The organism is Pseudomonas monachiensis, assembly GCF_047345015.1.
In the GTDB taxonomy this organism is placed as follows: Bacteria; Pseudomonadota; Gammaproteobacteria; order Pseudomonadales; family Pseudomonadaceae; genus Aquipseudomonas; species Aquipseudomonas monachiensis.
On sequence record NZ_CP178857.1, the window covers coordinates 1,774,150 to 1,797,121 of the forward strand.

23 protein-coding genes are annotated in these 22,972 nt (G+C 59.9%); 18 read left to right on the forward strand and 5 right to left on the reverse strand.

All coding sequences use genetic code 11. The features are described 5' to 3' along the window. Nucleotides 1-28: 28 nt before the first annotated feature. Nucleotides 29-1,027, reverse strand: a complete 999-nt coding sequence (locus tag ACMDB8_RS08020) for an alpha/beta hydrolase (RefSeq protein ID WP_409078463.1) — start codon at nt 1,025-1,027, stop codon at nt 29-31. An 83-nt stretch (nt 1,028-1,110) separates the two neighbouring features. Here ACMDB8_RS08020 and aroC point away from each other — a divergent pair, with 83 nt between their 5' ends. Genes aroC through mtnC form a run of 5 tightly spaced genes read left to right on the forward strand, consistent with a single transcriptional unit; the run spans nt 1,111 to nt 5,254 of the window. Next, on the forward strand, nt 1,111-2,202 hold the full coding sequence (gene aroC, locus ACMDB8_RS08025; protein ID WP_007974902.1) for a chorismate synthase: 1,092 nt from the start codon (nt 1,111-1,113) through the stop codon (nt 2,200-2,202). A 29-nt stretch (nt 2,203-2,231) separates the two neighbouring features. Beyond that, nucleotides 2,232-3,383 (forward strand): MFS transporter, encoded by a 1,152-nt coding sequence (locus tag ACMDB8_RS08030; RefSeq protein WP_409078462.1) that lies wholly within the window; start codon nt 2,232-2,234, stop codon nt 3,381-3,383. Next, the gene (locus ACMDB8_RS08035; protein WP_056721832.1) at nt 3,380-4,000 is read left to right on the forward strand and encodes a methylthioribulose 1-phosphate dehydratase; all 621 of its coding nucleotides are present in this window, start codon (nt 3,380-3,382) and stop codon (nt 3,998-4,000) included. Before ACMDB8_RS08030 ends, ACMDB8_RS08035 begins: the two co-directional genes overlap by 4 nt. A gap of 20 nt (nt 4,001-4,020) precedes the next feature. Continuing rightward, complete coding sequence (locus ACMDB8_RS08040; protein WP_056721834.1) at nt 4,021-4,566, forward strand: 1,2-dihydroxy-3-keto-5-methylthiopentene dioxygenase; 546 nt, start codon at nt 4,021-4,023, stop codon at nt 4,564-4,566. A 4-nt stretch (nt 4,567-4,570) separates the two neighbouring features. Beyond that, a complete protein-coding gene (mtnC, locus tag ACMDB8_RS08045; RefSeq protein WP_409078461.1) occupies nt 4,571-5,254 on the forward strand; it encodes an acireductone synthase in 684 nt (227 codons plus the stop codon). A gap of 134 nt (nt 5,255-5,388) precedes the next feature. Here mtnC and ACMDB8_RS08050 read toward each other — a convergent pair whose 3' ends face one another. Next, complete coding sequence (locus tag ACMDB8_RS08050; protein WP_046042946.1) at nt 5,389-5,667, reverse strand: DUF3509 domain-containing protein; 279 nt, start codon at nt 5,665-5,667, stop codon at nt 5,389-5,391. A gap of 383 nt (nt 5,668-6,050) precedes the next feature. Between ACMDB8_RS08050 and ACMDB8_RS08055 the strand changes: the two genes are divergently transcribed. The 10 genes from ACMDB8_RS08055 (at nt 6,051) to ACMDB8_RS08100 (ending at nt 15,212) form a co-directional block, all read left to right on the forward strand. Beyond that, the gene (locus ACMDB8_RS08055) at nt 6,051-7,889 is read left to right on the forward strand and encodes a long-chain-acyl-CoA synthetase (RefSeq protein WP_409078460.1); all 1,839 of its coding nucleotides are present in this window, start codon (nt 6,051-6,053) and stop codon (nt 7,887-7,889) included. A 97-nt stretch (nt 7,890-7,986) separates the two neighbouring features. After that, the gene (locus ACMDB8_RS08060) at nt 7,987-8,505 is read left to right on the forward strand and encodes an ankyrin repeat domain-containing protein (RefSeq protein ID WP_223459068.1); all 519 of its coding nucleotides are present in this window, start codon (nt 7,987-7,989) and stop codon (nt 8,503-8,505) included. Between the two features lie 154 nt (nt 8,506-8,659). Then, the gene (locus ACMDB8_RS08065) at nt 8,660-9,190 is read left to right on the forward strand and encodes a hypothetical protein (protein WP_223542325.1); all 531 of its coding nucleotides are present in this window, start codon (nt 8,660-8,662) and stop codon (nt 9,188-9,190) included. 80 nt (nt 9,191-9,270) lie between these two features. Continuing rightward, on the forward strand, nt 9,271-9,462 hold the full coding sequence (locus ACMDB8_RS08070) for a PLD nuclease N-terminal domain-containing protein (protein WP_046042941.1): 192 nt from the start codon (nt 9,271-9,273) through the stop codon (nt 9,460-9,462). Between the two features lie 276 nt (nt 9,463-9,738). Beyond that, complete coding sequence (speE, locus tag ACMDB8_RS08075) at nt 9,739-10,614, forward strand: polyamine aminopropyltransferase (protein WP_056721843.1); 876 nt, start codon at nt 9,739-9,741, stop codon at nt 10,612-10,614. A 265-nt stretch (nt 10,615-10,879) separates the two neighbouring features. Next, a complete protein-coding gene (locus ACMDB8_RS08080; protein WP_056721845.1) occupies nt 10,880-11,113 on the forward strand; it encodes a hypothetical protein in 234 nt (77 codons plus the stop codon). A 210-nt stretch (nt 11,114-11,323) separates the two neighbouring features. After that, nucleotides 11,324-11,668: a ribonuclease E inhibitor RraB gene (locus ACMDB8_RS08085; RefSeq protein WP_007971898.1), complete on the forward strand. Its 345-nt coding sequence runs from the start codon at nt 11,324-11,326 to the stop codon at nt 11,666-11,668. 365 nt (nt 11,669-12,033) lie between these two features. After that, on the forward strand, nt 12,034-13,443 hold the full coding sequence (locus ACMDB8_RS08090) for a circularly permuted type 2 ATP-grasp protein (protein WP_056721849.1): 1,410 nt from the start codon (nt 12,034-12,036) through the stop codon (nt 13,441-13,443). 12 nt (nt 13,444-13,455) lie between these two features. Beyond that, nucleotides 13,456-14,406: an alpha-E domain-containing protein gene (locus ACMDB8_RS08095; RefSeq protein ID WP_007971901.1), complete on the forward strand. Its 951-nt coding sequence runs from the start codon at nt 13,456-13,458 to the stop codon at nt 14,404-14,406. After that, nucleotides 14,403-15,212 (forward strand): transglutaminase family protein, encoded by an 810-nt coding sequence (locus tag ACMDB8_RS08100; RefSeq protein WP_409078459.1) that lies wholly within the window; start codon nt 14,403-14,405, stop codon nt 15,210-15,212. Before ACMDB8_RS08095 ends, ACMDB8_RS08100 begins: the two co-directional genes overlap by 4 nt. Nucleotides 15,213-15,332: 120 nt before the next feature. On the opposite strand, the gene ACMDB8_RS08105 is transcribed toward ACMDB8_RS08100, so the two are convergent. Then, entirely contained in the window at nt 15,333-16,154 is an 822-nt protein-coding gene (locus tag ACMDB8_RS08105) for a c-type cytochrome (protein WP_056721853.1), read from the reverse strand. Nucleotides 16,155-16,747: 593 nt separating this feature from the next. On the opposite strand from ACMDB8_RS08105, the gene ACMDB8_RS08110 reads away from it, so the two are divergent. The 3 genes from ACMDB8_RS08110 (at nt 16,748) to ACMDB8_RS08120 (ending at nt 20,946) form a co-directional block, all read left to right on the forward strand. After that, entirely contained in the window at nt 16,748-17,953 is a 1,206-nt protein-coding gene (locus tag ACMDB8_RS08110) for an acetyl-CoA C-acetyltransferase (protein ID WP_056721855.1), read from the forward strand. Between the two features lie 24 nt (nt 17,954-17,977). Further along, nucleotides 17,978-20,122 carry a 3-hydroxyacyl-CoA dehydrogenase NAD-binding domain-containing protein gene (locus tag ACMDB8_RS08115; RefSeq protein ID WP_056721857.1) on the forward strand — a complete coding sequence of 715 codons (2,145 nt, stop codon included), beginning with the start codon at nt 17,978-17,980 and terminating at the stop codon, nt 20,120-20,122. 95 nt (nt 20,123-20,217) lie between these two features. Beyond that, complete coding sequence (locus ACMDB8_RS08120; RefSeq protein ID WP_056721859.1) at nt 20,218-20,946, forward strand: amidotransferase; 729 nt, start codon at nt 20,218-20,220, stop codon at nt 20,944-20,946. 121 nt (nt 20,947-21,067) lie between these two features. On the opposite strand, the gene ACMDB8_RS08125 is transcribed toward ACMDB8_RS08120, so the two are convergent. Both ACMDB8_RS08125 and ACMDB8_RS08130 read right to left on the reverse strand, forming a co-directional pair. Next, nucleotides 21,068-22,039, reverse strand: coding sequence for a magnesium and cobalt transport protein CorA (locus ACMDB8_RS08125; protein WP_056721861.1), 972 nt, complete (start codon nt 22,037-22,039; stop codon nt 21,068-21,070). 160 nt (nt 22,040-22,199) lie between these two features. After that, nucleotides 22,200-22,922 carry a lysophospholipid acyltransferase family protein gene (locus tag ACMDB8_RS08130; protein ID WP_056721863.1) on the reverse strand — a complete coding sequence of 241 codons (723 nt, stop codon included), beginning with the start codon at nt 22,920-22,922 and terminating at the stop codon, nt 22,200-22,202. Between the last annotated feature and the right edge of the window lie 50 nt (nt 22,923-22,972).

Here is a 22,972-nt window from a genome sequence, read left to right on the forward strand (position 1 = left end):
TATCGGCCGTTTTTTTCAAGACTGGAGGTTAACTGGCGCGAAGTCCGTCAATAAAACCGAGGATTCGCGTGCCCAGTTCCGCCGCCAGGGGTAACTGCGGGTCTTTATAGGAGGCCATCTGGCGTTTGACGTCGTTGGGCACGATGCGCATGACGTGGTTCATGCCCTCGATCAGCGCCAGTTCGGCGTCCGGTTTGGCCGCCTTGAGCAGCCGTGCGTCATTGACGCCGACCTGGATGTCGTTGCTGCCCTGGATGATCAGTGCTGGCATCTTCAGTTTGGCAAATGCCGTGGCCGGGTCCTGGCGGAACAGGGAAATCAGGTAAGGCTGCACGCTCGGGCGGAAAATCGCCTGCAAGGGTGGCGGCACATTGTCGTCGGGTTTCCCGGCCTTGAGGCTGTCGAGCAATTCATTGCTGCGCAGCATCAACGGTGGTGGCAGGCGATTGCCCAGTTGCTCGCGAATGACCTGATCCACTGGCCTTGCGCTGCCCGAGACAGAAATCACCGCGTCGGCATCGATGTCCGGCGCAGCGAGGCTGGCGATCAAGGCGCCTTCGCTGTGACCCAGCACGATCAACTGGCCGAAACGCGGATCGGCCTTGAGCTTGCGGCCCCAGGCCTGAGCGTCGGCCACATAGGCGTCCACCGTCAGATTGCGTTCATCCGGGGTTGCCGCCAGGCTTGCGGCCACGCCGCGCTTGTCGTAGCGCACGCTGGCGATGTTGTGTTTGGCCAGCACCCAGGCCAGACGCTTGAGGCTGTCATTGCGCCCGCCGTCGGTGTTGTTTCCGTCACGGTCCGTAGGGCCGGAACCGGAAATGATCAGCACAACCGGCACTCGATTGTCGGATTTTGGCAGTAACAGCGAGCCGAAAAGCTCGCCGGTGCCGGTATCCAGGGTGATCGGTCGTTGCAGGACAGTCGCCTGGGCGAAGCCGGAAATCATTGTAAGGCTCAAGGCTAGAACTCGCAGCATCATCGCGCCATCATCAAGAAGATGCCGGTTGGACTCACAGGCACCCATAAGGTTCGAGGATGAACTACTTGGGTAGCCTGCGTATACTGGCGCGCATTACGTATTCAGGTTCATTTCACGGAGCGTCCTGCATGTCCGGCAATACCTACGGCAAGCTGTTCACTGTCACCACCGCGGGCGAAAGCCATGGCCCGGCGTTGGTCGCCATTGTCGATGGCTGCCCGCCGGGGCTGGAGATATCCCTTGAGGATCTGCAGCGTGACCTGGACCGCCGCAAGCCCGGCACCAGCCGCCACACGACCCAGCGCCAGGAAGCCGACGAAGTCGAAATCCTCTCCGGCGTGTTCGAAGGCCGCACCACCGGTTGCGCCATCGGCCTGTTGATCCGCAATACCGACCAAAAGTCCAAGGACTACTCGGCGATCAAGGATCTGTTCCGCCCGGCCCATGCCGACTACACCTACCACCACAAGTACGGCGAGCGTGATTATCGCGGCGGCGGCCGCAGTTCGGCCCGCGAAACCGCGATGCGCGTCGCGGCCGGTGCGATTGCGAAAAAATACCTGGCCAGCCAGGGCATCGTCATTCGCGGCTACATGAGCCAGCTGGGGCCGATTGAAATCCCGTTCAAGACCTGGGAATCGGTCGAGCAGAACGCCTTCTTCAGCCCGGACCCGGACAAGGTGCCGGAACTGGAAGCCTACATGGACCAGTTGCGCCGGGACCAGGACTCGGTCGGCGCGAAGATTACAGTGGTCGCCGAAGGCGTGATGCCGGGCCTGGGCGAGCCGATCTTCGACCGTCTCGACGCCGAACTGGCCCATGCGCTGATGAGCATCAACGCGGTCAAGGGCGTGGAAATCGGCGCCGGTTTCGCCAGTGTCGCCCAGCGTGGCACCGAGCACCGCGATGAAATGACCCCGGAAGGTTTCCTCAGCAACAATGCGGGCGGCATTCTCGGCGGTATTTCCTCCGGTCAGCCCATCGTTGCGCACCTGGCGCTGAAGCCGACATCGAGCATCACCACACCGGGCCGTTCCATCGACATCCATGGCAACCCGGTGGAAGTGATCACCAAGGGCCGTCACGATCCGTGCGTGGGCATCCGCGCCACGCCGATTGCCGAGGCGATGATGGCCATCGTGCTGATGGATCACCTGCTGCGCCACCGTGGGCAGAACGCCGATGTGCGTGTGAGCACGCCGGTGCTGGGTCAGCTGTAAATGGCTGGCATCATGGTCGCAGCCGTCTGATGGCGACTGCGGCGCTCCCGTACTGGCGGCTCTCCAGTTTCTATCTGTTCTATTTTGCCTTGCTCGGTTCGACAGCGCCGTTTCTGGCGCTGTACTTCGATCACCTGGGGTTCAGCGCCGCGCGCATCGGCGAGTTGGTGGCGATCCCGATGCTGATGCGCTGTGTGGCGCCGAACATCTGGGGCTGGCTGGGCGACTACACCGGTCGGCGGCTGGCCATCGTGCGCTTCGGCGCGGTGTGCACGCTGCTGACCTTTTCGCTGATTTTCGTCAGCAAGACCTACGCCTGGCTGGCGATGGTCATGGCCTTGCATGCGTTCTTCTGGCACGCGGTGTTGCCGCAGTTCGAAGTCATCACCCTGGCGCACTTGCAGGGCCAGACCTCGCGCTACAGCCAGATTCGCCTGTGGGGCTCGATCGGTTTCATCATCACCGTGGTCGCGCTGGGCCGTTTGTTCGAATGGCTGAGCCTGGACATCTACCCGGCGGCGCTGGTGCTGATCCTGGCCGGCATCGTGGTCAGCAGTCTGTGGGTGCCTAACGCGCAACCGATTCAGGGTGAACGGTTGACCGGGGAGGGATTCCTCCAGCAACTGCGCAACCCCGGTGTGTTGGCGTTTTACGGCTGCGTGGCGCTGATGCAGATGAGCCACGGGCCGTATTACACGTTCTTGACATTGCACCTTGAACACCTGGGTTACAGCCGGGGCGTGATCGGCATGCTCTGGGCGGTCGGCGTGGTCGCTGAAGTTTTGATGTTTCTGGCCATGAGCAAGATCCTCGCGCGGTTTTCCCTGCGCCGGGTGCTGATGGCGAGTTTTCTGCTGGCAGCACTACGCTGGTTGCTGCTCGGGTCGTTGGCCGAATTCCTTTGGGTATTGCTGTTTGCCCAGGTACTGCACGCGGCGACATTCGGCAGCTTTCACGCCGCTGCCATTTCATTCGTGCAACGTAGCTTCGGCGCGCGCCAGCAAGGCCAGGGCCAGGCGCTGTATGCCGCGTTGGCCGGCACCGGCGGTGCGTTGGGCGCTTTGTATTCCGGCTACAGCTGGAATGCCCTCGGCGCGGCATGGACCTTTAGTATTGCCAGTCTCGCAGCCGTCGCGGCTGCCGTTATCATTGCCACACGTATGCAAGAGGACAGGCCATGAGCCTTACCCGTGAACAACTCGCCCAGGAAATCATCGACGCCGGGCGTTTTCTGTATGGCCGCGGCTGGTCGCCGGCCACCAGCAGCAATTACTCGACCCGCCTGTCGCCGACCGAAGCCTTGCTGACCGTCTCCGGCAAGCACAAGGGACAACTGGGCATGGACGATGTGCTGGCCACCGACCTGTCGGGCAACAGCCTGGAGCCGGGCAAGAAACCGTCCGCCGAAACCCTGCTGCACACCCAACTCTACAGCTGGCGCCCGGAGATCGGTGCGGTGCTGCACACCCACTCGGTGAACGCCACCGTGCTGTCGCGCCTGACGTCGCAAGACTTCATCGAGTTCGAAGACTACGAACTGCAAAAGGCCTTCAGCGGTGTGACGACCCACGAATCCCGGGTGCGCGTGCCGATTTTCGACAACGACCAGGACATTGCGCGCCTGGCCGCCAAGGTGCAGCCTTGGCTCGACGCCCATCCCGATTGCGTCGGTTACCTGATTCGCGGCCATGGCCTGTACACCTGGGGCGCGCGCATGAGCGATGCCCTGCGGCAGATCGAGGCCTTTGAATTTTTGTTCGAGTGCGAGTTGAAGATGCGCTCGCTCTTTAAAGCATGAACCGTTAAGGAGTTGCCCAGATGAGCAGCCTGTCCGTCTATCACGTTTCCAGTCCTGAAATCCCCAACAAGGTGCTGACCCATTTCGAAGACATCGCCTCGACCCTGGCCGAGCAGGGCGTTCGTTTCGACCGCTGGCAAGCGGCGGCGAAGATCCAGCCGGGCGCCAGCCAGGAAGAAGTGATCGCCGCCTACCAGGAGCAGATCGACAAGCTGATGACCGAGCACGGTTACGTCACTGTCGACGTGATCAGCCTCAACAGCGATCACCCGCAAAAAGCCGAACTGCGTGCCAAGTTCCTCGACGAACATCGCCATGGCGAAGATGAAGTACGATTTTTCGTCGCTGGCCGTGGCCTGTTTACCCTGCACATCGACGATTACGTCTACGCGGTGCTGTGTGAGAAAAACGACCTGATCTCGGTGCCAGCCGGAACCAAGCACTGGTTCGACATGGGCGAACATCCGCATTTCGTCGCGATCCGTCTGTTCAATAACCCGGAAGGTTGGGTAGCCAATTTCACCGGCGAAGACATCGCCAGCCAATTCCCGCGCCTGGAGGACTGAGTCGATGCCGATCAAAGCGATTCTCACCGACATCGAAGGCACCACCAGCGCGGTGAGTTTTGTGTTCGACGTGCTGTTTCCCTACGCTGCCAAACACTTGCCGGCATTTGTCCGTCTGCACGCCGAGCGCGCCGATGTGGCAGAGCAACTGGCTGCCGTGCGCCGCGACGGCAACGAACCGAACGCCGACGTCGAGCGGGTCATCGAGATCCTGTTGGGCTGGATCGCTGAAGACCGCAAGGCCACGCCGTTGAAGGCGTTGCAGGGCATGGTCTGGGAACAGGGCTATCAGGCCGGGCAGTTGAAGGGGCATGTGTACCCGGACGCCGTTGACGCACTCAAGCGCTGGCATCGGGACGGCTTTCAACTGTTTGTTTACTCGTCCGGCTCGATCCAGGCCCAGCGGTTGATCTTCGGCTGCTCGGAGGCAGGGGATCTCACGCCGTTGTTCAGTGGTTACTTCGATACGACGTCAGGGCCCAAGCGCGAGGCGCAGTCCTACGCCAACATCAGCCAGGCGATCAGCATTGAGGCGGGGCAGATCCTGTTTCTGTCGGACATCGTCGAAGAGCTCGACGCGGCGCGCACGGCTGGGATGGCTACGTGCGGGCTGGCTCGCGAGGGTGGGGAACTGGCGGGGCATGTCACCGTGGACAGCTTTGCGCGGATCGATCCTTCAGCGTTCTAAACACCGGACAACCTGTGGGAGCGGCGGTGCGGCGATCCGACTTGCTCGCGAAGAGGGCGTGTCAGTCAACATCAACGTTGAATGACACGCCCTCTTCGCGAGCAAGCCCGCTCCCACATTTTTTTCTCATTTTTTTATAGTGAGTGATAGGTCGGCAGCGCAAACCGTTGCTGGCTCTGCAGCATGGAAATCTGCGGCAGTTCACTGGCTTGTTCGGCGAGGTCGCGGCGAATCGCACTGATGACCCACGTCAGTTGGTCGCCATTGTGCAACTGCTGGTAGGAAATCGAACGCTTGAACACTTTGCCTTCGCCGCCGCTGAGGGTCAGCAGGATCCCACCGTCAGGGCGGGCCTGGGTGGTGACTTCGAAGTTGGAGAACAGGGACGAAAATTTTTCCTGAATCAGGTTCATGTCTTTCAGCTCCGTTAGCTCTTGAATGGCAAGCATACGGAGAGGGTTGCAGTGATTGTGCCAGCCTTGGTTTTCTATAAATCAATATATAAAACAATAAGTTAGTATCGTTGGTGATTTTTGCTTTCGTGCATTCTGCATGAACGGCCATCGTGCATCCTGCATTTTGCGCGGTCGCTCGGCGATTCGATGGAACCATTGCGTGTGCGAGGGTTCACGATTGGCCCTGTATCAACCGCGGATCAAGATCGCAGATCAAGATCGCGGATCAAGATCGCAGATACAAAACATTTCAAAAACCGCGTGTACAGCTCAAGAACCGTTGACGTATTTTCGGGCTCAGTCATCGCAGCCCGACAATAAAAAGATCGAACGGGAGCAACATGAGTCGCACGTCGAACGACACGATTACCTGGGGCATGATGCTCCGCAAGCTGCCTTCCATTGCCAAGGCCATCCCCCGGGTGGTGAAGGGCATGAAGGCCGCCAACGTCAAGGACCCGACCCAAGCGTGTGGTTTGGGCTGGAGTTTCGAGCAAGCCACGTTGCGTAACCCGGATGGCCCGGCGCTGTTGCAAGGCGACGTAACGCTCAGTTACTCCGAGGTCAACCAATGGGCCAATCGCATCGCCCATCACCTGATCGGCCAAGGCATCGGCAAGGGGGATGTGGTGGCGGTCTTCATCGAGAACCGCCCGGAACTGCTGGTGACCATACTGGCGGTGGCCAAGGTCGGCGCAATCAGTGCGCTGCTCAATACCTCCCAGACCCGCGACACCCTGGTGCACAGTGTGAATCTGGTGGCGCCGGCGGCGATCATTGTCGGTGAGGAGTTGGTCCCGGCGTACCTCGGAGTGCGTGACCGGGTGTCGATCAAGGCTGACCGAACCTGGTTCGTCGCCGATCAGGACACCTCGCGCCAACCGGGTATCGCGCCTGAAGGTTTCATCAACCTGATGACCGTCAGTCTCGACGATGGCAGCGACAACCCGGCCAGCAGCCGGCAGATTTTCTTTGATGATCCCTGCTTTTATATTTACACCTCGGGCACCACGGGGTTGCCCAAGGCGGGCGTGTTCAAGCACGGACGCTGGATGCGCAGTTCGGCGAGCTTCGGCATGATCGCCCTGGACATGCGCCCCGACGATGTCGTCTATTGCACTTTGCCGCTGTACCACGCCACGGGCCTTTGCGTGTGCTGGGGTTCGGCCGTCAGTGGTGCCAGCGGGTTCGCCATCCGCCGCAAATTCAGCGCCAGTCAGTTCTGGAACGATGCGCGCAAGTACCGGGCGACCACCATCGGTTATGTCGGCGAATTGTGCCGCTACCTGGTCGATCAACCGTCCAGCGCCGACGACAGCCGGCACGATGTGAAGAAAATGATCGGCAACGGCTTGCGGCCCGGCGCCTGGAACGAGTTCAAGACCCGCTTTGCGGTCAATCACATCTGCGAGCTGTACGCCGCCAGCGACGGCAACATCGGTTTCACCAACATTCTCAATTTCGACAACACCATCGGTTTTTCCCTGATGTCCTGGGAGCTGGTTGCGTACGACCACGACAGCGGCGCGCCGATTCGTCAGGCCAATGGCCTGATGCGCAAGGTCGCCAAGGGCGAGCAGGGGTTGTTGCTGGCAAAAATCGACGACAAGGCACCCCTGGACGGCTACACCGATCCGCAGAAAACCGCCAAGGTTGTGCTTGAGGATGTGTTCGAAAAGGGCGACCGCTACTTCAACACCGGCGACCTGTTGCGCAACATCGGCTTTGGGCATGCGCAGTTTGTCGACCGCCTGGGCGACACCTACCGCTGGAAGGGCGAAAACGTCTCGACCACGGAGGTCGAAAACATCCTCCTGCAACACCCGCTTATTTCCGAAGCCGTGGCCTATGGCGTGGAAATCCGCAACACCAATGGCCGGGCCGGGATGGCGGCGATTACCCCGGCCGAATCCCTGGCAACCCTGGATTTCAGCGAGCTGCTGGCCTTCGCCCGCGAGCAAATGCCGGCCTATGCGGTGCCGTTGTTCCTGCGGGTGAAAGTGAAAATGGAAACCACCGGGACGTTCAAATATCAGAAGACCCGACTCAAGGACGAGGCTTTCGACCCGGGTAAAACCGGCGATGATCCGATCTATGCCTGGCTGCCGGGGACGCAGACTTACGTGCAGGTCACGGAGCAGTTGTTGTCCGACATTCATGACGGCAAGTACCGCTATTGAATCTGGCTATGGCGGCCCATGAGAAAAAACAAGTGACAGTGCCGGGGGCGCTCGGGAAACTGTCGGCTTTTACGAATGACAGAAAAGGGAGTGCCCAATGTCAGACAAAAGCCGCCAGATGACCCCCGAAGAAGCCGCCGAATTCACCGAACAGGTATTCAACAAGGCACGGGAGGGCGATGCGGCGATGATGGCCGCGCTGCTGACCAAGGGTTTACCGCCGAACCTGCGTAACCACAAGGGCGATACCTTGCTGATGCTGGCCGCGTATCACGGTCACGTGGACACGGTAAAAGTCCTGCTGGAGCATAAGGCCGACCCGGAGATCCGCAACGACAACGGCCAGAGCCCGATTGCCGGCGCCGCCTTCAAGGGCGACCTGGCGGTGATCAAGGCCTTGGTCGACGGCGGCGCCCAGGTGGAAGGCTCGTCCTTCGATGGCCGCACGGCGCTGATGATGGCGGCAATGTTCAACCGCGTCGAAGTGGTCGACTACCTGATCAGCAAGGGCGCCGACCCGAAAGCCAAGGACGCCAATGGCATCACCGCGCTGGAGGCGGCTAAAACCATGGGCGCTTCCGATACCGTTGCGCAGCTTGAGAAGCTGATTGGCTGATTGCTTTAAAAGATCGCAGCCTTCGGCAGCTCCTACGGGTGTACGCCACTCAATGTAGGAGCTGCCGAAGGCTGCGATCTTTTTTGGGCATTCGAATCTATCCTTGCGGTATCCTTCGCGCCCTCAAAATTCACCTCGCTACAGGATCCTCCCCATGAAAGCCGCACTCGTCGAACTCATCAGCAAAATCAGCTCCGGGTGCATGGGCGAAGACGAAATCCTCAAGGTTGCGGACGAAGCGGCCCAGGCATACGCCGATCAGGATGCTTTTCTGAGCGCCAATCCGGACATCAACTACGACGAAACCTTCCCGATCCCGCTGGGTGAATGGGTGGTGGTTGGCAGCCTACCGGAAACGGTACTGTTCCAGGCTGACACCTACATGGACCTGTTCGCCCAGATCGTCGCCTCATTCGGCCCTGGGGTGGAGTTCAATCTCAAGCCCAAGCAACTGGCCAAGACCGAAGCCCTGACCGCGCTCAACCGCATCCAGGTGCAGATGAGTAGCATGAACAAGGAAAATGGTGGCTACACGCTGATGAATTTCAGCCAGTTGCTCGATGACGAATTGCAGGTGGTCCTGGTCTACGGCAATGACGTGCCACGGGTGCTGGAATTGTGCGCAGAAGTGGGCATCGCAGCCGCGCCATCCCTGGAAGCCCTGAAAGTGGCGATCCACGTCTGACCCAGACACTGTCAATAAAAAGGAATCCTCGCGACGAGCGTCTATCCTGAGGGGGCATATCACTCTTTGGGAGCGTCACCATGGGTTCCACGTTCAACAGCCTGGTTGCCTTGATCATTTTTGTCCTGGACATCTGGGCCATCATCAACGTCTTCAAAAGCAGTGCCGAGACCGGGATGAAAATCCTCTGGGTACTGCTGATCGCGCTGTTGCCGGTACTGGGACTGATCATCTGGGCCATCGCCGGGCCGCGGGGCAATGTCAAACTCTGACGGATTTCCCACAAACAACACCGACCCTGTGGGAGCGGCGGTGCGGCGATCCGACTTGCTCGCGAAGAACGATTACGCGGTTCGCCGACAAACCGAGTTGCCTGCTTCGCGAGCAAGCCCGCTCCCACAGGATTGTGGCAAGTCGAACAAGTGAGGTTCGACCTGTCATGTTCCGCGACGTAGAATGCGCGCCTTTCCCGGTCAATCGAGACACTCGATTGGCCATCATGGGCGGGTAACCGTCCGTTGCCACCCGCATTCATCGGAGCACTTCCCATGAGCAACACCCCGACCAGCGACTACCTGGAAACCCTCTACGAAGGCTACGGCCAGCGTTTTCGCATGGAAAAACTGCTGCACGAAGTGCGCACCGAGCACCAGCACCTGGTGATCTTCGAAAATCCGCGCATGGGCCGCGTGATGGCGCTGGACGGCGTGATCCAGACCACCGAAGCCGACGAATTCATCTACCACGAAATGCTGACCCACGTGCCGATCCTGGCGCACGGTGCGGCCAAACGCGTGCTGATCATCGGCGGCGGTGACGGCGGCATGTTGCGTGAAGTGGCCAAGCACCGCAGCGTCGAGCACATCACCATGGTCGAGATCGACGGCACCGTGGTCGACATGTGCAAGGAATTCCTGCCGAATCACTCCAAGGGCGCGTTCGATGATCCACGCCTGAACCTGGTGATCGACGACGGCATGCGTTTCGTCGCCACCACCACTGAAAAGTTCGACGTGATCATTTCCGACTCCACCGACCCGATCGGCCCGGGTGAAGTACTGTTCTCGGAAAACTTCTACCAGGCCTGCCACCGCTGCCTGAACGAAGGCGGCATCCTGGTGACCCAGAACGGCACGCCATTCATGCAGATCGAAGAAGTGAAGACCACCGCCGGTCGCCTGCGCAGCCTGTTCCCGGACTGGCACTTCTATCAGGCCGCCGTGCCGACCTACATCGGTGGCTCGATGACCTTCGCCTGGGGCGCCACCAATACCGCTTATCGCAAGTTGTCCCGCGAAACCCTGCAACAGCGCTTCACGGGCAGCGGCATAGTCACCCGCTACTACAATCCTGAAATCCACATCGGCGCCTTCGCCTTGCCTCAGTACGTGCTGCAGGCGGTGAACAAGCCAAGCAACGACTGATAGGTTGAAACACAAAACCTGTGGGAGCGGCGGTGCGGCGATCCGACTTGCTCGCGAAGAGGGACGGTCAGCTGAAATCAAGCTGGCTGACACACCGCTTTCGCGAGCAAGCCCGCTCCCACATGGTTTGCGCTTGGCGGGTTACAAAGGGTGTTGAGAGTGATTTTCACATCCGTCGACGTGTTTGACTCGGCGGAACAATTAGTCAGCTAACAAGGTCGAGATAGAGGTAAGCCCATCCATGGGTTTTATCGAGGAGGCACCAATGCAAAAGTGGAAAGTCACTTTCGTGGATGATCATGGCGAAACCATCGACGAAGTCTTTGAGTGCACCGAGCGCCCGGACTACGAGCGTGCTGCCAAGCTCATCAAGGCCCGGCTTCTTCCTGTCGCCGCCGAACTGGATCTGAACGATCTGGAAGGGCGGACCAATGACGCGAGCGTCAAAGAGCTCAAGTCGCAGAACAGCATTCAAATCCTCGACATTACTCCAATCTGAACGATACCTGTCGCATTCACATCCAGGCCTTGGCAGAGGCTCTATCTTGAGGCTACTCTGCAAGCGAGATCAGCGAATGAATCGCTAAGGTCTGGTCTTGTCAGCTCCATGCTTGTTTCCCGCCGGCACATCGTTTGCCGTCGCTCGCGCTGTTCGGTTGCGGGTGAGGGAGTACGGAAAGTCTATCCATCGTTTTGAGGAGGACGTTTCATGAGCACAGCCTATCAAGAAGACATCAGCAGCAGTGTGCTGCGCCGCATGAAAGAAGGCGGTTTTGACTTTTCCCGGTTTCATCCCATCGAGTTCTACGCCATTTTCCCGGACGAGGAGCGGGCACGCAGGGCGGCAGGTCATTTCCACCGTGGTGAATCCCTGGATGCGCAAGTCAGTGTGCGCGACGACGGCGCCTGGGCGCTGGAACTGTGCAAGGTCATGTATGCCACCTACGACGATATCGGCGACTTCGAACAGGGTTTCGAAGCAGTGGTCGAGCCTCTGGGCGGCATTATCGAAGGCTGGGGTGTGAAACAGGAGGTACGAGGGCGACTCGCATAACCTTATGAACAGTGACAACCAGCAATGACGGCTGACCTTCGGGTTGGCCGTTTTCATTTGTGGGCGCTGGACACCAAAAAAAAGCCGCCAGGGCAGGCGGCTAAAAGGGAAGTTCGGTGAGCTTTTCAGCGAATGCCTGGATTATCCGCATCCGTTGCCGGGCAGTGAAATCAACTCTGGCTATGCTGGTGATAGGCGACCACCACGCCTTGCAATGAAGCGGGGGCGATCAGGTTGGGGCATTTACCGCACAGGATTGGTGCGGCGCGTGCGCGTTGATTACCCAACTGATTGAAATTTAAGCGTTTATGCCGATGGCACGGGCCTTGCGAAGGTCTGGACGTCCGAGTGACAAGGAGTACGGCATGATCCGCACCTATTTTGATGAGATGTACGATGCCGGCGGCCAGGTCCGCCCGCATTATCGGGAGTTTGCCCGTTGGCTGGCCGAGACGCCTGACGAGCTTCTGGCACAACGGCGACGCGAGGCCGATCTGCTGTTTCATCGCGCCGGGATTACTTTCACGCTCTACGGTGATGAGCAAGGGACAGAGCGCCTGATTCCCTTCGACACCATCCCCCGCAGTATCCCCGCCAGCGAATGGCGGATAGTCGAGCGCGGGTGCATCCAGCGGGTCAAGGCGTTGAACATGTTCCTCGCCGACCTTTATCACGAGCAGCGCATCATCAGGGCCGGCATCATTCCGGCCGAGCAGGTGCTGGCCAACGAGCAGTACCAGTTGGCGATGCAAGGGCTGGATCTGCACCGCGATATCTATTCGCACATCTCCGGCGTCGACCTGGTACGCGACGGCGACGGCACCTACTACGTTCTTGAAGACAATCTGCGAACACCGAGCGGCGTCAGCTACATGCTCGAAGACCGCAAGATGATGATGCGCCTGTTCCCCGAGCTGTTCGCGGCGCAACGCATTGCCCCCATCGACCACTACCCGAACCTGCTGCTCGATACCCTGAAAAGCTCAAGCCCGATCGATAACCCGAGCGTGGTGGTGCTGACGCCGGGGCGCTTCAACAGTGCGTTCTTCGAGCATGCGTTCCTGGCGCGGGAAATGGGCGTGGAGCTGGTGGAAGGCGCGGACCTGTTCGTGCGTGACGACAAGGTCTACATGCGAACCACCGACGGGCCGAAAGCCGTCGACGTGATCTACCGTCGCCTCGACGATGCGTTCCTCGACCCGCTGGCATTCAACCCGGAATCGATGCTCGGCGTGCCGGGGCTGCTGTCGTCCTACCGTTCCGGCAACGTGGTGCTGGCTAATGCCATCGGCACGGGGGTGGCGGACGACAAGTCGGTGTACCCGTTCGTTACCGACATGATCCGTTTCTATCTCGATGAAGAGCCGATCCTGAAGAACGTTCCTACGTGGCAATGCCGTAATCCCTCTGAGCTTTCCCACGTGCTGGCCAACCTTCCAGAGTTGGTGGTCAAGGAAACCCAAGGCTCCGGCGGGTACGGAATGTTGGTGGGGCCGGCGGCGACGGCGGCGGAAATCGAAGCTTTCCGCGCGCGGATCATCGCCAAGCCCCATGCATATATCGCGCAACCGACGCTGTCGCTGTCGACCTGTCCGACCTTTGTCGAAAACGGCATTGCGCCACGCCATATCGACTTGCGGCCGTTTGTCCTGTCGGGTCGTGAAACCCGGGTCGTGCCCGGCGGCTTGACCCGTGTCGCCTTGCGCGAAGGCTCCCTGGTGGTCAACTCCTCCCAGGGCGGCGGAACCAAGGACACCTGGGTGGTCGAGGATTAAAGGAAGCCTGTCATGTTAAGTAGAACTGCCTCGGATCTGTATTGGATGTCACGTTATCTGGAGCGGGCGGAAAACCTCGCCCGGATGCTCGATATCAGCTATTCGCTGTCGCTGATGCCGCAGGACGGTCGCGGCGACGGTTTGCACGAACTGGCCATGCCGCTGTTGATCACCGGCACCCTGGACGATTACCTGGAGCGCCATGGCGAGCTGCATGCCGAACGACTGCTGCATTTCTTTGCCCTGGATGCGGCCAACCCGGCGAGTATCTACAGCTGCCTTGGTGCCGCACGGGCCAGCGCCCATGCGGTACGTGGGCGCATCACCGCCGACATGTGGGAAAACATCAACGCCACCTGGCTGGAAATTCGCGGCATCGCCGAACAAGGCCTAAGTCGCTACGGCATGAGCCGTTTCTGCGAGTGGATCAAGGAACGTTCCCACCTGTTCCGGGGCGCGTCCTACGGCACCATCATGCGTAACGATGCGTTTCGCTTCATTCGTCTGGGGACCTTTATCGAACGGGCGGACAACACCTTGCGCCTGCTCGATGCCCGCTACGAAATGGCCGGCGACCAGGCCGAAGCGGTCAGCGATGGCACCGCTCACGCGTATTACCAATGGAGCGCGTTGTTGCGGGCGTTGTCGTCGTTTGAGGCCTACACGGAAATCTACCGCGACGCCCCCGGCGCCCGGCATGTTGCCGAATTGCTGTTGCTGCGGGCCGATGTACCGCGATCCCTGCGCGCCTGCACCGAAGAAATCGACCAGATCCTCGCGCAATTGCCGGGGGCCAACGGTCGTCCCGCACAACGCCTGGCGGCGGAAATGGACGCACGCCTGCGCTACACCGGCATCCATGAAATTCTCGAAGAAGGCCTGCACGCCTGGCTGACCGAGTTCATCCCGCTGGTGCGCCAGTTGGGTAACGCGATTCACAGTTCTTATCTGGAGGCCGCATGAGACTTTCCATTAGCCACGAGACCACCTATCACTACGAAGACAAGGTGCGGGCGAGCATCCAGTATCTGCGCCTGACTCCCCACGACAGCGAGCGCCAGCACGTGCTCAGCTGGCAGCTCGACCTGCCGCGTCCGGTGCGGGCGCAGCTCGATCCGTTCGGCAACATCCTGCATGTGCTGACCTTGGACGAGCCCCACGAGGCGATCATCATCGGCGCCCGTGGCCAGGTCGATATCGACGAATGGCGTGAGGCTGAACACGAGAGCCAGTCGGCACTGCCGTTTCTGCGCTTTACCCGTTTGACCGAAGCCGACGCCGCCCTGCGGGCGTTTGCCGAGAAGGAATGCAAGCAACGCCGCGACCGCACGGCGCTGATCGATCTGATGCACGGCCTCAACCAGCATATGACCTACACGCCGGGCTCCACGGAAGTGGATACCAGCGCGGCCCAGGCCTTTGCCGGAGGCTCCGGCGTGTGTCAGGACCACACCCACGCGTTTCTCGCCTGCACCCGCAGCCTGGGCATTCCAGCGCGGTATGTGTCGGGCTACCTGTACAGCGAGAACAGCGAACATCTGGCCAGTCACGCCTGGGCGGAAGCCTGGCTGGATGACGCCTGGTACAGCTTCGATGTGACCAACGAACTGGCCCGACCGGAGCGGCACCTGAAACTGGCGGTGGGCCTGGATTACCTGGATGCCTGCCCGGTGCGCGGGATGCGCCGGGGCGGCGGGTGTGAGCAGATGCACGCCAAGGTGCTGGTTTCACCGACGCCGGTGCCGGTGATTTCTGTGCAGCAGCAGTAGGCGCGATACCAAGGAACCTTGTGGGAGCGAGCTTGCTCGCGATGGCGTCATTTCAGTCAATACTTTTGTGACTGATACACCGCTATCGCGAGCAAGCTCGCTCCCACAGGTACGATGTTGTTACGGCTTAACCTTGCGCCCAACCATATGCTGCAAATACCCCACCAGCATCCCCAGATCCCCATCCGGCAACACCTCGGCCGGGAACCCGGGCATCTTCGCCTGCGGCCACTGACGCAAACTTTGTGGATCGCGAATGTAGCGCTTGAGGAAGTCCGCGCCGAAGTACTCGGTCGGGTTGTACGGAATATTCAGGTCCGGCCCGAATTGCGCATCCCCGGCGCCATTGAGTCGATGGCAGGCCAGGCAGTTCTTCTGGAACAACGCAAAGCCCTTGTTCACCGGATCATCCGCCTTCAATGCCGGATCGGGCAGCAGGGCAGGGAAGCGCTCGGTCACGGGCGCCAGGCGTTTGATGCTTGCCACCTGGAACGGCCATTGTTCGGGGCTGATATTGCCTGCCTGCGGATTGCTCCAGACCAGATAGAACGGTCCGGCGCCCGGCTTGCCTTCCGATAGCGGTGGCCAGGGTTTGGCTGGGTCTTCAATCGCCAGCCACGCCTGTGCACCCTGGGTTTTGAGCAACGGCGCGGCTGTCATTTCGGCGGCAAAGCCATCCAGCGCCACGGCCTGCAGGTGGTCTTCAGGCTTGATGCCGTCCAGCAGTGCGGACAGCGGCACGGCGCGGTAACTCATGTCCCGCTTGTAGGAAACGTCGTTGCTGATGTTGATGGTTTGGACCTGAGGATGCTTGAGCAATTGCTCGGTCTGCCAGGTGCGACTGTTCGCGCCCAGCTCCAGGTTCAGTTGTGCGGCATACAGGGGCGAGCCGAACAGCGTGGCCCCAAGCAGAATGAGCATTTTCAAGTGATCGCCGTCCATGTCGTGCAGGTGCCGCAAAGATTGGCACAGCCACGCTGGCCCGGGTAGCGGGCCAGTCACATTTTGAGAGTGGCAATTCAAAAACTGTGACGCCGTATCTTTTAGACGCGACTAGCCGATGACCTTGGTCAGGTTCGGCAATATCAACAACAGCGTGGTGGCGAAAAGGATGAGCCCGGCTTGACGAACTTTCGATTGTTTGAACATGGCTTGACCGCCTTTTTTGTTATTTCCTGATGCCTGCCCGCATAGCTCCATGATGGCAGCGCGTTGCACTTCCTGTAGTGACGAGCGCCTCGGCAAAACCCGACGACAACTTCGTACAAGTTCACCTTAGAGCCCGCGTTAAGCTTGGCTTAGATCCATTTCGTATGGTGTTCTTGCGATTCGCTTTTAAAAAGGCATGAGGCATATTGCCAGCTTCTTTGGCGCCCGTTGGCTAGACAGCTTGGTGTCCTGAATGGTAGCTGACTACCGTTCGTCTGAGCGTGAGCGTCAACGTCTGTGAGCGCTGCGGTCATTGAATCAAACGCGGCTCGGGCCAAGAGTGGGCACTCGGTATTTACCCACCTGCACTGCGGTTCGAGGACGTCATGACCCAAGCATTGATTTTCGACGCGTTACGCACGCCCCGTGGCAAAGGCAAGGCTGATGGCGCCTTGCACAGCGTCAAACCGGTGAACCTGGTGGCCGGTTTGCTCACCGCACTGCAGCAGCGCACGGCACTGGACACCAGTCAGGTCGATGACGTGGTGCTCGGCTGCGTGACACCGGTTGGCGATCAAGGTTCCGACATCGCCAAGACCGCCGCTCAAGTGGCCGATTGGGATGTCAGCGTGGCGGGGGTACAGATCAACCGGTTCTGTGCTTCGGGGCTGGAGGCTGTGAACCTCGGCGCGATGAAAGTGCGTTCAGGCTTCGAAGACCTGGTGGTGGTCGGTGGTGTCGAGTCGATGTCCCGGGTGCCGATGGGCAGCGATGGCGGGGCCTGGGCGCTGGACCCGGCGACCAACCTGCACAGTCACTTCACGCCACAGGGTGTGGGTGCCGACCTGATCGCCACCCTTGAAGGCTTCAGCCGTCAGGATGTCGATGCCTATGCGCTGCATTCCCAGCAGAAGGCCGCGCGGGCGCGAGCCGACGGTTCGTTCAACAAATCGCTGGTGCCGGTGCAGGACCAGAACGGCATCATCCTGCTCGATCACGATGAGTTCATCCGCGCCGATTCGACCCTGGAAGGCCTGGGCAAGCTCAAGCCGAGTTTCGAGATGATGGGGCAGATGGGCTTCGATGCCACCGCGCTGCGGGTCTACAGCCATGTCGAGCGGATCAACCATGTTCACACCCCCGGCAACAGCTCCGGGATTGTCGATGGTGCGGCGCTGATGCTCATCGGCTCCGAAGCCAAGGGGCGGGCTCTGGGCTTGCAGCCCCGGGCGCGGATTGTCGCCACGGCAGTCACCAGCACCGATCCGACCATCATGCTTACCGGCCCCGCGCCAGCGACCCGCAAGGCGTTGGCCAAGGCCGGGCTGCGGGTCGAAGACATCGATCTGTTCGAGGTCAACGAGGCGTTCGCGTCGGTGGTGTTGAAATTCATCAAGGACATGGCCGTCGATCCGGACAAGGTCAATGTCAATGGCGGTTCAATCGCCATGGGCCACCCGCTGGGCGCCACCGGTTGCGCCATTCTCGGCACGCTGCTCGATGAACTGGAAGCCCGACGCCTGCGCTATGGCCTCGCGACCCTGTGTGTCGGCGGCGGCATGGGCATTGCCACCATCATTGAACGCCTCTGAGCCCGGACTTCAAGGAATCCAGTTATGAACGAAGCTATTCGTTACGAAAAAGGCCAGGACCAGATCGTCGTCCTGACCATCGACATGCCGGGCCAGAGCGCCAATACCATGAACGCGGTGTACCGCGAGGCCATGGCGGACTGCGTTGCGCGCCTGGTGGCCGACAAAGACAGCATCGCCGGTGTGATCATCACCTCGGCCAAGAAGACGTTTTTCGCTGGCGGCGACCTCAACGAACTGATCAAGGTCGGCAAACCCCAGGCCAAGGCCTTCTACGACATGGTGCTGAACCTCAAGGGCCAGTTGCGCGCCCTGGAAACCCTAGGCAAGCCCGTGGTCGCCGCGATCAATGGCGCTGCATTGGGCGGCGGCTGGGAAATCTGCCTGGCCTGTCATCACCGTGTGGCGCTGGACAACCCGTCGGTGCAACTCGGCCTGCCGGAAGTCACCCTCGGTCTGCTGCCGGGCGGCGGAGGCGTGGTGCGCATGGTGCGCATGCTCGGCCTGGAAAAAGCCCTGCCTTATCTGCTGGAAGGCAAGAAGGTGCGGCCACAACAGGCATTGCAGGCGGGGTTGATCGATGCGCTGGCAAGCGATCACGAAGACCTGTTGGCCAAGGCGCGGGAATGGATTCTGGCCAATCCGGCGGCAGTGCAGCGCTGGGACGTGAAGGGCTACCAGATTCCGGGCGGCACACCGTCAAACCCGAAAGTCGCCCAGATGCTGGCGATTGCACCCTCGATCCTGCGCAGCAAAACCCAGGGCACGATGCCCGCGCCAGAGAAAATCCTCTGCGCGGCGGTCGAGGGCGCCCAGGTGGATTTCGATACGGCGCACCTGATCGAAACCCGCTACTTCACCGAACTGACCACCGGCCAGGTCTCGAAGAACCTGATCGGCACATTCTGGTTCCAGCTCAACGAAATCAATGCTGGCGGCTCGCGACCTCAAGGTTTTGCGCCTTATGTCACCCGCAAGGTCGGCGTGCTCGGTGCCGGGATGATGGGCGCCGGTATCGCGTTTGTCAGTGCATCGGCGGGAATCGAGGTGGTACTCAAGGACATCAGCCTCGCGGCGGCTGAGAAGGGCAAGGCGCATTCGGCGGCGCTGCTGGACAAGAAGGTCGCTCGCGGACAAATGAGCATCGAGCAACGCGACACCGTTCTATCACGCATTCAAACCAGCGAAAGCGATGCCGACCTGGCCGGTTGCGACCTGATCATCGAGGCCGTGTTCGAGGATCGAGATTTGAAAGCCAAGGTCTCGTTGGCCGCGCAGAAGGTCGTCGGCGCGGACGCGGTGATCGCCTCCAATACCTCGACCTTGCCGATCAGCGGCCTGGCGTGTGCCGTGCCCGACCAGAGCAAGTTTATCGGCCTGCATTTTTTCAGCCCCGTGGAAAAAATGCCGCTGGTGGAAATCATCAAGGGCGCCAATACCAGCGACGAAACCCTGGCACGCGGCTTCGATTACGTCCTGCAAATCAGGAAAACCCCGATTGTGGTCAACGACAGCCGCGGTTTCTTCACCTCAAGGGTGTTCGGCACCTTCACCAATGAAGGCATCGCCATGCTGGGCGAGGGCGTGAGCGCGGCGATGATCGAGACTGAAGCGCGCAAGGCCGGCATGCCGGTAGGGCCGCTGGCGATCTCTGACGAAGTGTCCCTCAGCCTGATGAACCATATCCGCCTGCAAACCGCCAAGGACCTGCAAGCAGAAGGCAAACCGCTGACAGAACACCCGGCATTTTCCGTGATTGACTTGCTGCTCAATGAATTCAAGCGTCCGGGCAAGGCTGGCGGCGGAGGTTTCTACGAGTATCCGGCGGGCGGCCAGAAACACCTGTGGCCTGAATTGAAAACCCGCTTCGAGAAAGCCGACGGGCAGATTTCGCCCAAGGACGTGCGTGATCGCCTGCTGTTCGTGCAAGCCATCGAAACCGTGCGCTGTGTGGAGGAGGGGGTGTTGACCTCGACGGCGGATGCCAACGTTGGCTCGATCTTCGGCATCGGTTTCGCCGCCTGGACCGGCGGTGCGCTGCAGTTCATCAACCAGTACGGCGTGCAGGACTTTGTGGCCCGCGCCCAGTATCTGGCCACGCAGTATGGCGAGCGGTTCGCGCCACCCGCCTTGCTGCTGGAGAAGGCTGCCAAAGGGGAGGCGTTCTAAGGGGGAGATGATGCATTTCTGGGCTTGCCTTGTCACAGCGTTTCAAGGCAGGCTCTGGGGTGTGCATTATTCCCATCACGTGTCAGGTATTTTTTATGTCGTTACGCATCTGCATTCTGGAAACCGACCACCTGCGTCCGGAATTGGTTGACCAATATCAGGGCTACGGGCAGATGTTCAAACACCTGTTTTCGCAGCAACCGATTGCCGCCGAGTTCACCGTCTACAACGTGGTGCAGGGTGAATACCCAAGCGACGACCTGACGTTCGACGCCTACCTGGTGACGGGCAGCAAGGCCGACTCCTTCGGCACCGATCCGTGGATCGAAACCCTCAAGAAATATCTGCTGACCCGCTACGAGCGCGGCGACAAGTTGCTGGGCGTCTGCTTCGGTCACCAGTTGCTGGCGTTGCTGCTCGGCGGCAAGAGCGAGCGTGCGACCCAAGGCTGGGGCGTCGGTACCCACAACTACAAGTTGGCCGCCAAGGCGCCATGGATGAGCCCTGTGCGCGAAGAGCTGACGCTGCTGATCAGCCACCAGGACCAGGTCACGTCGTTGCCGGAGAACGCCACGGTCATCGCTTCCAGCGATTTCTGCCCGTTTGCCGCCTACCACATCAACGACCAGGTGCTGTGCTTCCAGGGGCATCCGGAGTTCATCCACGACTACTCCCGCGCCCTGCTTGAAATTCGCCAGCAGGCACTGGGTGAGCAGGTCTATTCCAAAGGTATCGCGAGCCTGGAACAGGAACACCATGGCACCACGGTTGCCGAGTGGATGATGCGGTTTGTCGCGCACAAGCCAGCAGCCAAAGCGGTATAAAAGCTAAAAGCTTCGCGAGCAAGCCCGCTCCCACAGTGGTTCTTTGGTGTTGCAGAGATCCAATGTGGGAGCGGGCTTGCTCGCGAATGGGTCCCCCGGTTTTCAATGTAGACACACAGCCCTACAGCCACCCCGATTTCTTGAAACTCGCCCACAACCCCAGACAACCCACCGTAATAAACCCCAGCACCCCGAAATACCCGTAGTGCCAGGTCAACTCCGGCATGTTCTGGAAGTTCATCCCGTAGATCCCCGCCACCGCCGTCGGGAAGGCCAGGATCGCCGCCCAGGCCGCAAACTTGCGTTGCACCACGCTCTGGCGCGAGGCTTCCAGCAGCACCCCGATTTCAATCGTCTGGCTGGCAATATCCGCCAGCGTCGTCAGGTCTTCCATTTGCCGCGTTACATGAATCTGCACATCGCGAAAATACGGGCGCATGTTCTTGTCGATGAACGGGAAGCTCAGTCTCTGAAGTTCCTCTCCTATCTCGATCATCGGGGCCACATAACGACGCAAGCGCAACACATCACGGCGCAGGCCATGCAGCCTCTGGATGTCGTAGTCATTCAGCGAGCCGCACAACACATTGCCTTCCAGCTCATCGATCTCCGCGTGAATGGCTTCGCCCATCGGCTGGTAGTTTTCGATCACGAAATCGAGGATGGCATAGAGTACGAAATCTTCCCCGTGCTCAAGCAATAGCGGACGCGCCTCACAGCGTTGACGGACATGGGCGTAGGATGCCGAGTGACCGTTGCGCGCAGTAATGATGTAGCCATTGCCGGCAAAGATATGCGTCTCGATGAACTTGAGTTTGCCTTCATCCCGGATGGGCGAATACGTCACGATGAACAGCGCATCGCCGAAGGTTTCCAGTTTCGGTCGGCTGTGTTTTTCCAGGGCGTCTTCAATCGCCAGTTCGTGCAGGTTGAACTGGCGTTGCAGGTTGTAGAGTTCCTCGGCGTTCGGCTCCTCAAGGCCGATCCAGACAAAATGCCCGGGCTTTGCCGCCCAGGCGGCGCCTTCGTCAAGGGTGATATTGGTGACTCTCTTACCGGCGCTATAAACCGCAGCAGCAACAACTCTACCCATGATGGTGGTTCACTTCTTATGGCAGCTTTCAATTGGCAGCAAATGCAATGGCAGTGTGGATCAGCTTAGCCTCGCAGTGTTTGAGAGTCAGTTAAATCTGCCGAGTTCTGGGCAAAGATGCGCAGGCAAAAGAAAACCCGCACCAGGCGGGTTTTGTTTTTCAGGCGGCTTGCAGTTGCCGGTCCATCGATTCGATGCATTCACGCATCTGCTCGCGGCACTGGGCGATCAGCAGGGGCATGTCGTCCAGGCTCAAACCGGCGGTGGGGATCGCCGGCAACGAGCGAATCAGGATTTTCCCGCTGCGCCAGCGGTTCAATTGCATGTGTTTGACGTAACTGCTGACACACACCGGGACAATCGGCACCCCGGCGGCAATGGCCATCTGAAAGGCGCCTTTCTTGAAGGGCAGCAAGTCCTCACCCAGGTTGCGCGTGCCTTCCGGGAAAACCCAGATCGAGGTGTCTTTGTTTTGCAGGGTGTGGGTGGTGGTCAGCATCGACTGGCGCGCCTTGTGCGCATTGCCACGGTCGATCAGTACATTGCCGGCCAGCCAGAACAACTGCCCGAACAACGGTACCCACTTCAGGCTCTTTTTGCCGATGCACACGGTACGGCGCGGCACCACGTTGCCGAACACAAACAGGTCATAGTTGGACTGGTGATTGGCGATGATCACGCAACTGTCGGGTTTATCCATCAACGGCCCGACTTCGGCCTTCACCCGCAAACGCAAAATACACATGGCCGGCCATGCGTACAGGCGTGCGCACAGGCGGCTGTTATCCGGATTGAATGGTCGACACAGGCCGAGAATCACTCCCAGCACGCCCGCCACGATAAAGTGCAGGCCCATCAATGACATACGGAACAAAAACAGCATCTACAGGCCCCACCGGGACAAAAGGTGGCGCAGTGTACGGATGTGCACTG

Bases quoted from the DNA above. Each gene is read 5' to 3' on its own strand.
- ACMDB8_RS08115 (WP_056721857.1), top strand. From the start codon at position 17,978: ATGAACGAAGCTATTCGTTACGAAAAAGGCCAGGACCAGATCGTCGTC.
- ACMDB8_RS08125 (WP_056721861.1), bottom strand. From the start codon at position 22,039: ATGGGTAGAGTTGTTGCTGCTGCGGTTTATAGCGCCGGTAAGAGAGTC.
- ACMDB8_RS08050 (WP_046042946.1), bottom strand. From the start codon at position 5,667: ATGAACCTGATTCAGGAAAAATTTTCGTCCCTGTTCTCCAACTTCGAA.
- ACMDB8_RS08040 (WP_056721834.1), top strand. From the start codon at position 4,021: ATGAGCAGCCTGTCCGTCTATCACGTTTCCAGTCCTGAAATCCCCAAC.
- ACMDB8_RS08090 (WP_056721849.1), top strand. From the start codon at position 12,034: ATGATCCGCACCTATTTTGATGAGATGTACGATGCCGGCGGCCAGGTC.
- ACMDB8_RS08030 (WP_409078462.1), top strand. From the start codon at position 2,232: ATGGCGACTGCGGCGCTCCCGTACTGGCGGCTCTCCAGTTTCTATCTG.
- ACMDB8_RS08035 (WP_056721832.1), top strand. From the start codon at position 3,380: ATGAGCCTTACCCGTGAACAACTCGCCCAGGAAATCATCGACGCCGGG.
- ACMDB8_RS08020 (WP_409078463.1), bottom strand. From the start codon at position 1,027: ATGGGTGCCTGTGAGTCCAACCGGCATCTTCTTGATGATGGCGCGATG.
- ACMDB8_RS08120 (WP_056721859.1), top strand. From the start codon at position 20,218: ATGTCGTTACGCATCTGCATTCTGGAAACCGACCACCTGCGTCCGGAA.
- ACMDB8_RS08100 (WP_409078459.1), top strand. From the start codon at position 14,403: ATGAGACTTTCCATTAGCCACGAGACCACCTATCACTACGAAGACAAG.
- aroC (WP_007974902.1), top strand. From the start codon at position 1,111: ATGTCCGGCAATACCTACGGCAAGCTGTTCACTGTCACCACCGCGGGC.
- mtnC (WP_409078461.1), top strand. From the start codon at position 4,571: ATGCCGATCAAAGCGATTCTCACCGACATCGAAGGCACCACCAGCGCG.
- ACMDB8_RS08095 (WP_007971901.1), top strand. From the start codon at position 13,456: ATGTTAAGTAGAACTGCCTCGGATCTGTATTGGATGTCACGTTATCTG.
- speE (WP_056721843.1), top strand. From the start codon at position 9,739: ATGAGCAACACCCCGACCAGCGACTACCTGGAAACCCTCTACGAAGGC.
- ACMDB8_RS08085 (WP_007971898.1), top strand. From the start codon at position 11,324: ATGAGCACAGCCTATCAAGAAGACATCAGCAGCAGTGTGCTGCGCCGC.
- ACMDB8_RS08055 (WP_409078460.1), top strand. From the start codon at position 6,051: ATGAGTCGCACGTCGAACGACACGATTACCTGGGGCATGATGCTCCGC.
- ACMDB8_RS08105 (WP_056721853.1), bottom strand. From the start codon at position 16,154: ATGGACGGCGATCACTTGAAAATGCTCATTCTGCTTGGGGCCACGCTG.
- ACMDB8_RS08130 (WP_056721863.1), bottom strand. From the start codon at position 22,922: ATGCTGTTTTTGTTCCGTATGTCATTGATGGGCCTGCACTTTATCGTG.
- ACMDB8_RS08060 (WP_223459068.1), top strand. From the start codon at position 7,987: ATGTCAGACAAAAGCCGCCAGATGACCCCCGAAGAAGCCGCCGAATTC.
- ACMDB8_RS08065 (WP_223542325.1), top strand. From the start codon at position 8,660: ATGAAAGCCGCACTCGTCGAACTCATCAGCAAAATCAGCTCCGGGTGC.
- ACMDB8_RS08110 (WP_056721855.1), top strand. From the start codon at position 16,748: ATGACCCAAGCATTGATTTTCGACGCGTTACGCACGCCCCGTGGCAAA.
- ACMDB8_RS08070 (WP_046042941.1), top strand. From the start codon at position 9,271: ATGGGTTCCACGTTCAACAGCCTGGTTGCCTTGATCATTTTTGTCCTG.
- ACMDB8_RS08080 (WP_056721845.1), top strand. From the start codon at position 10,880: ATGCAAAAGTGGAAAGTCACTTTCGTGGATGATCATGGCGAAACCATC.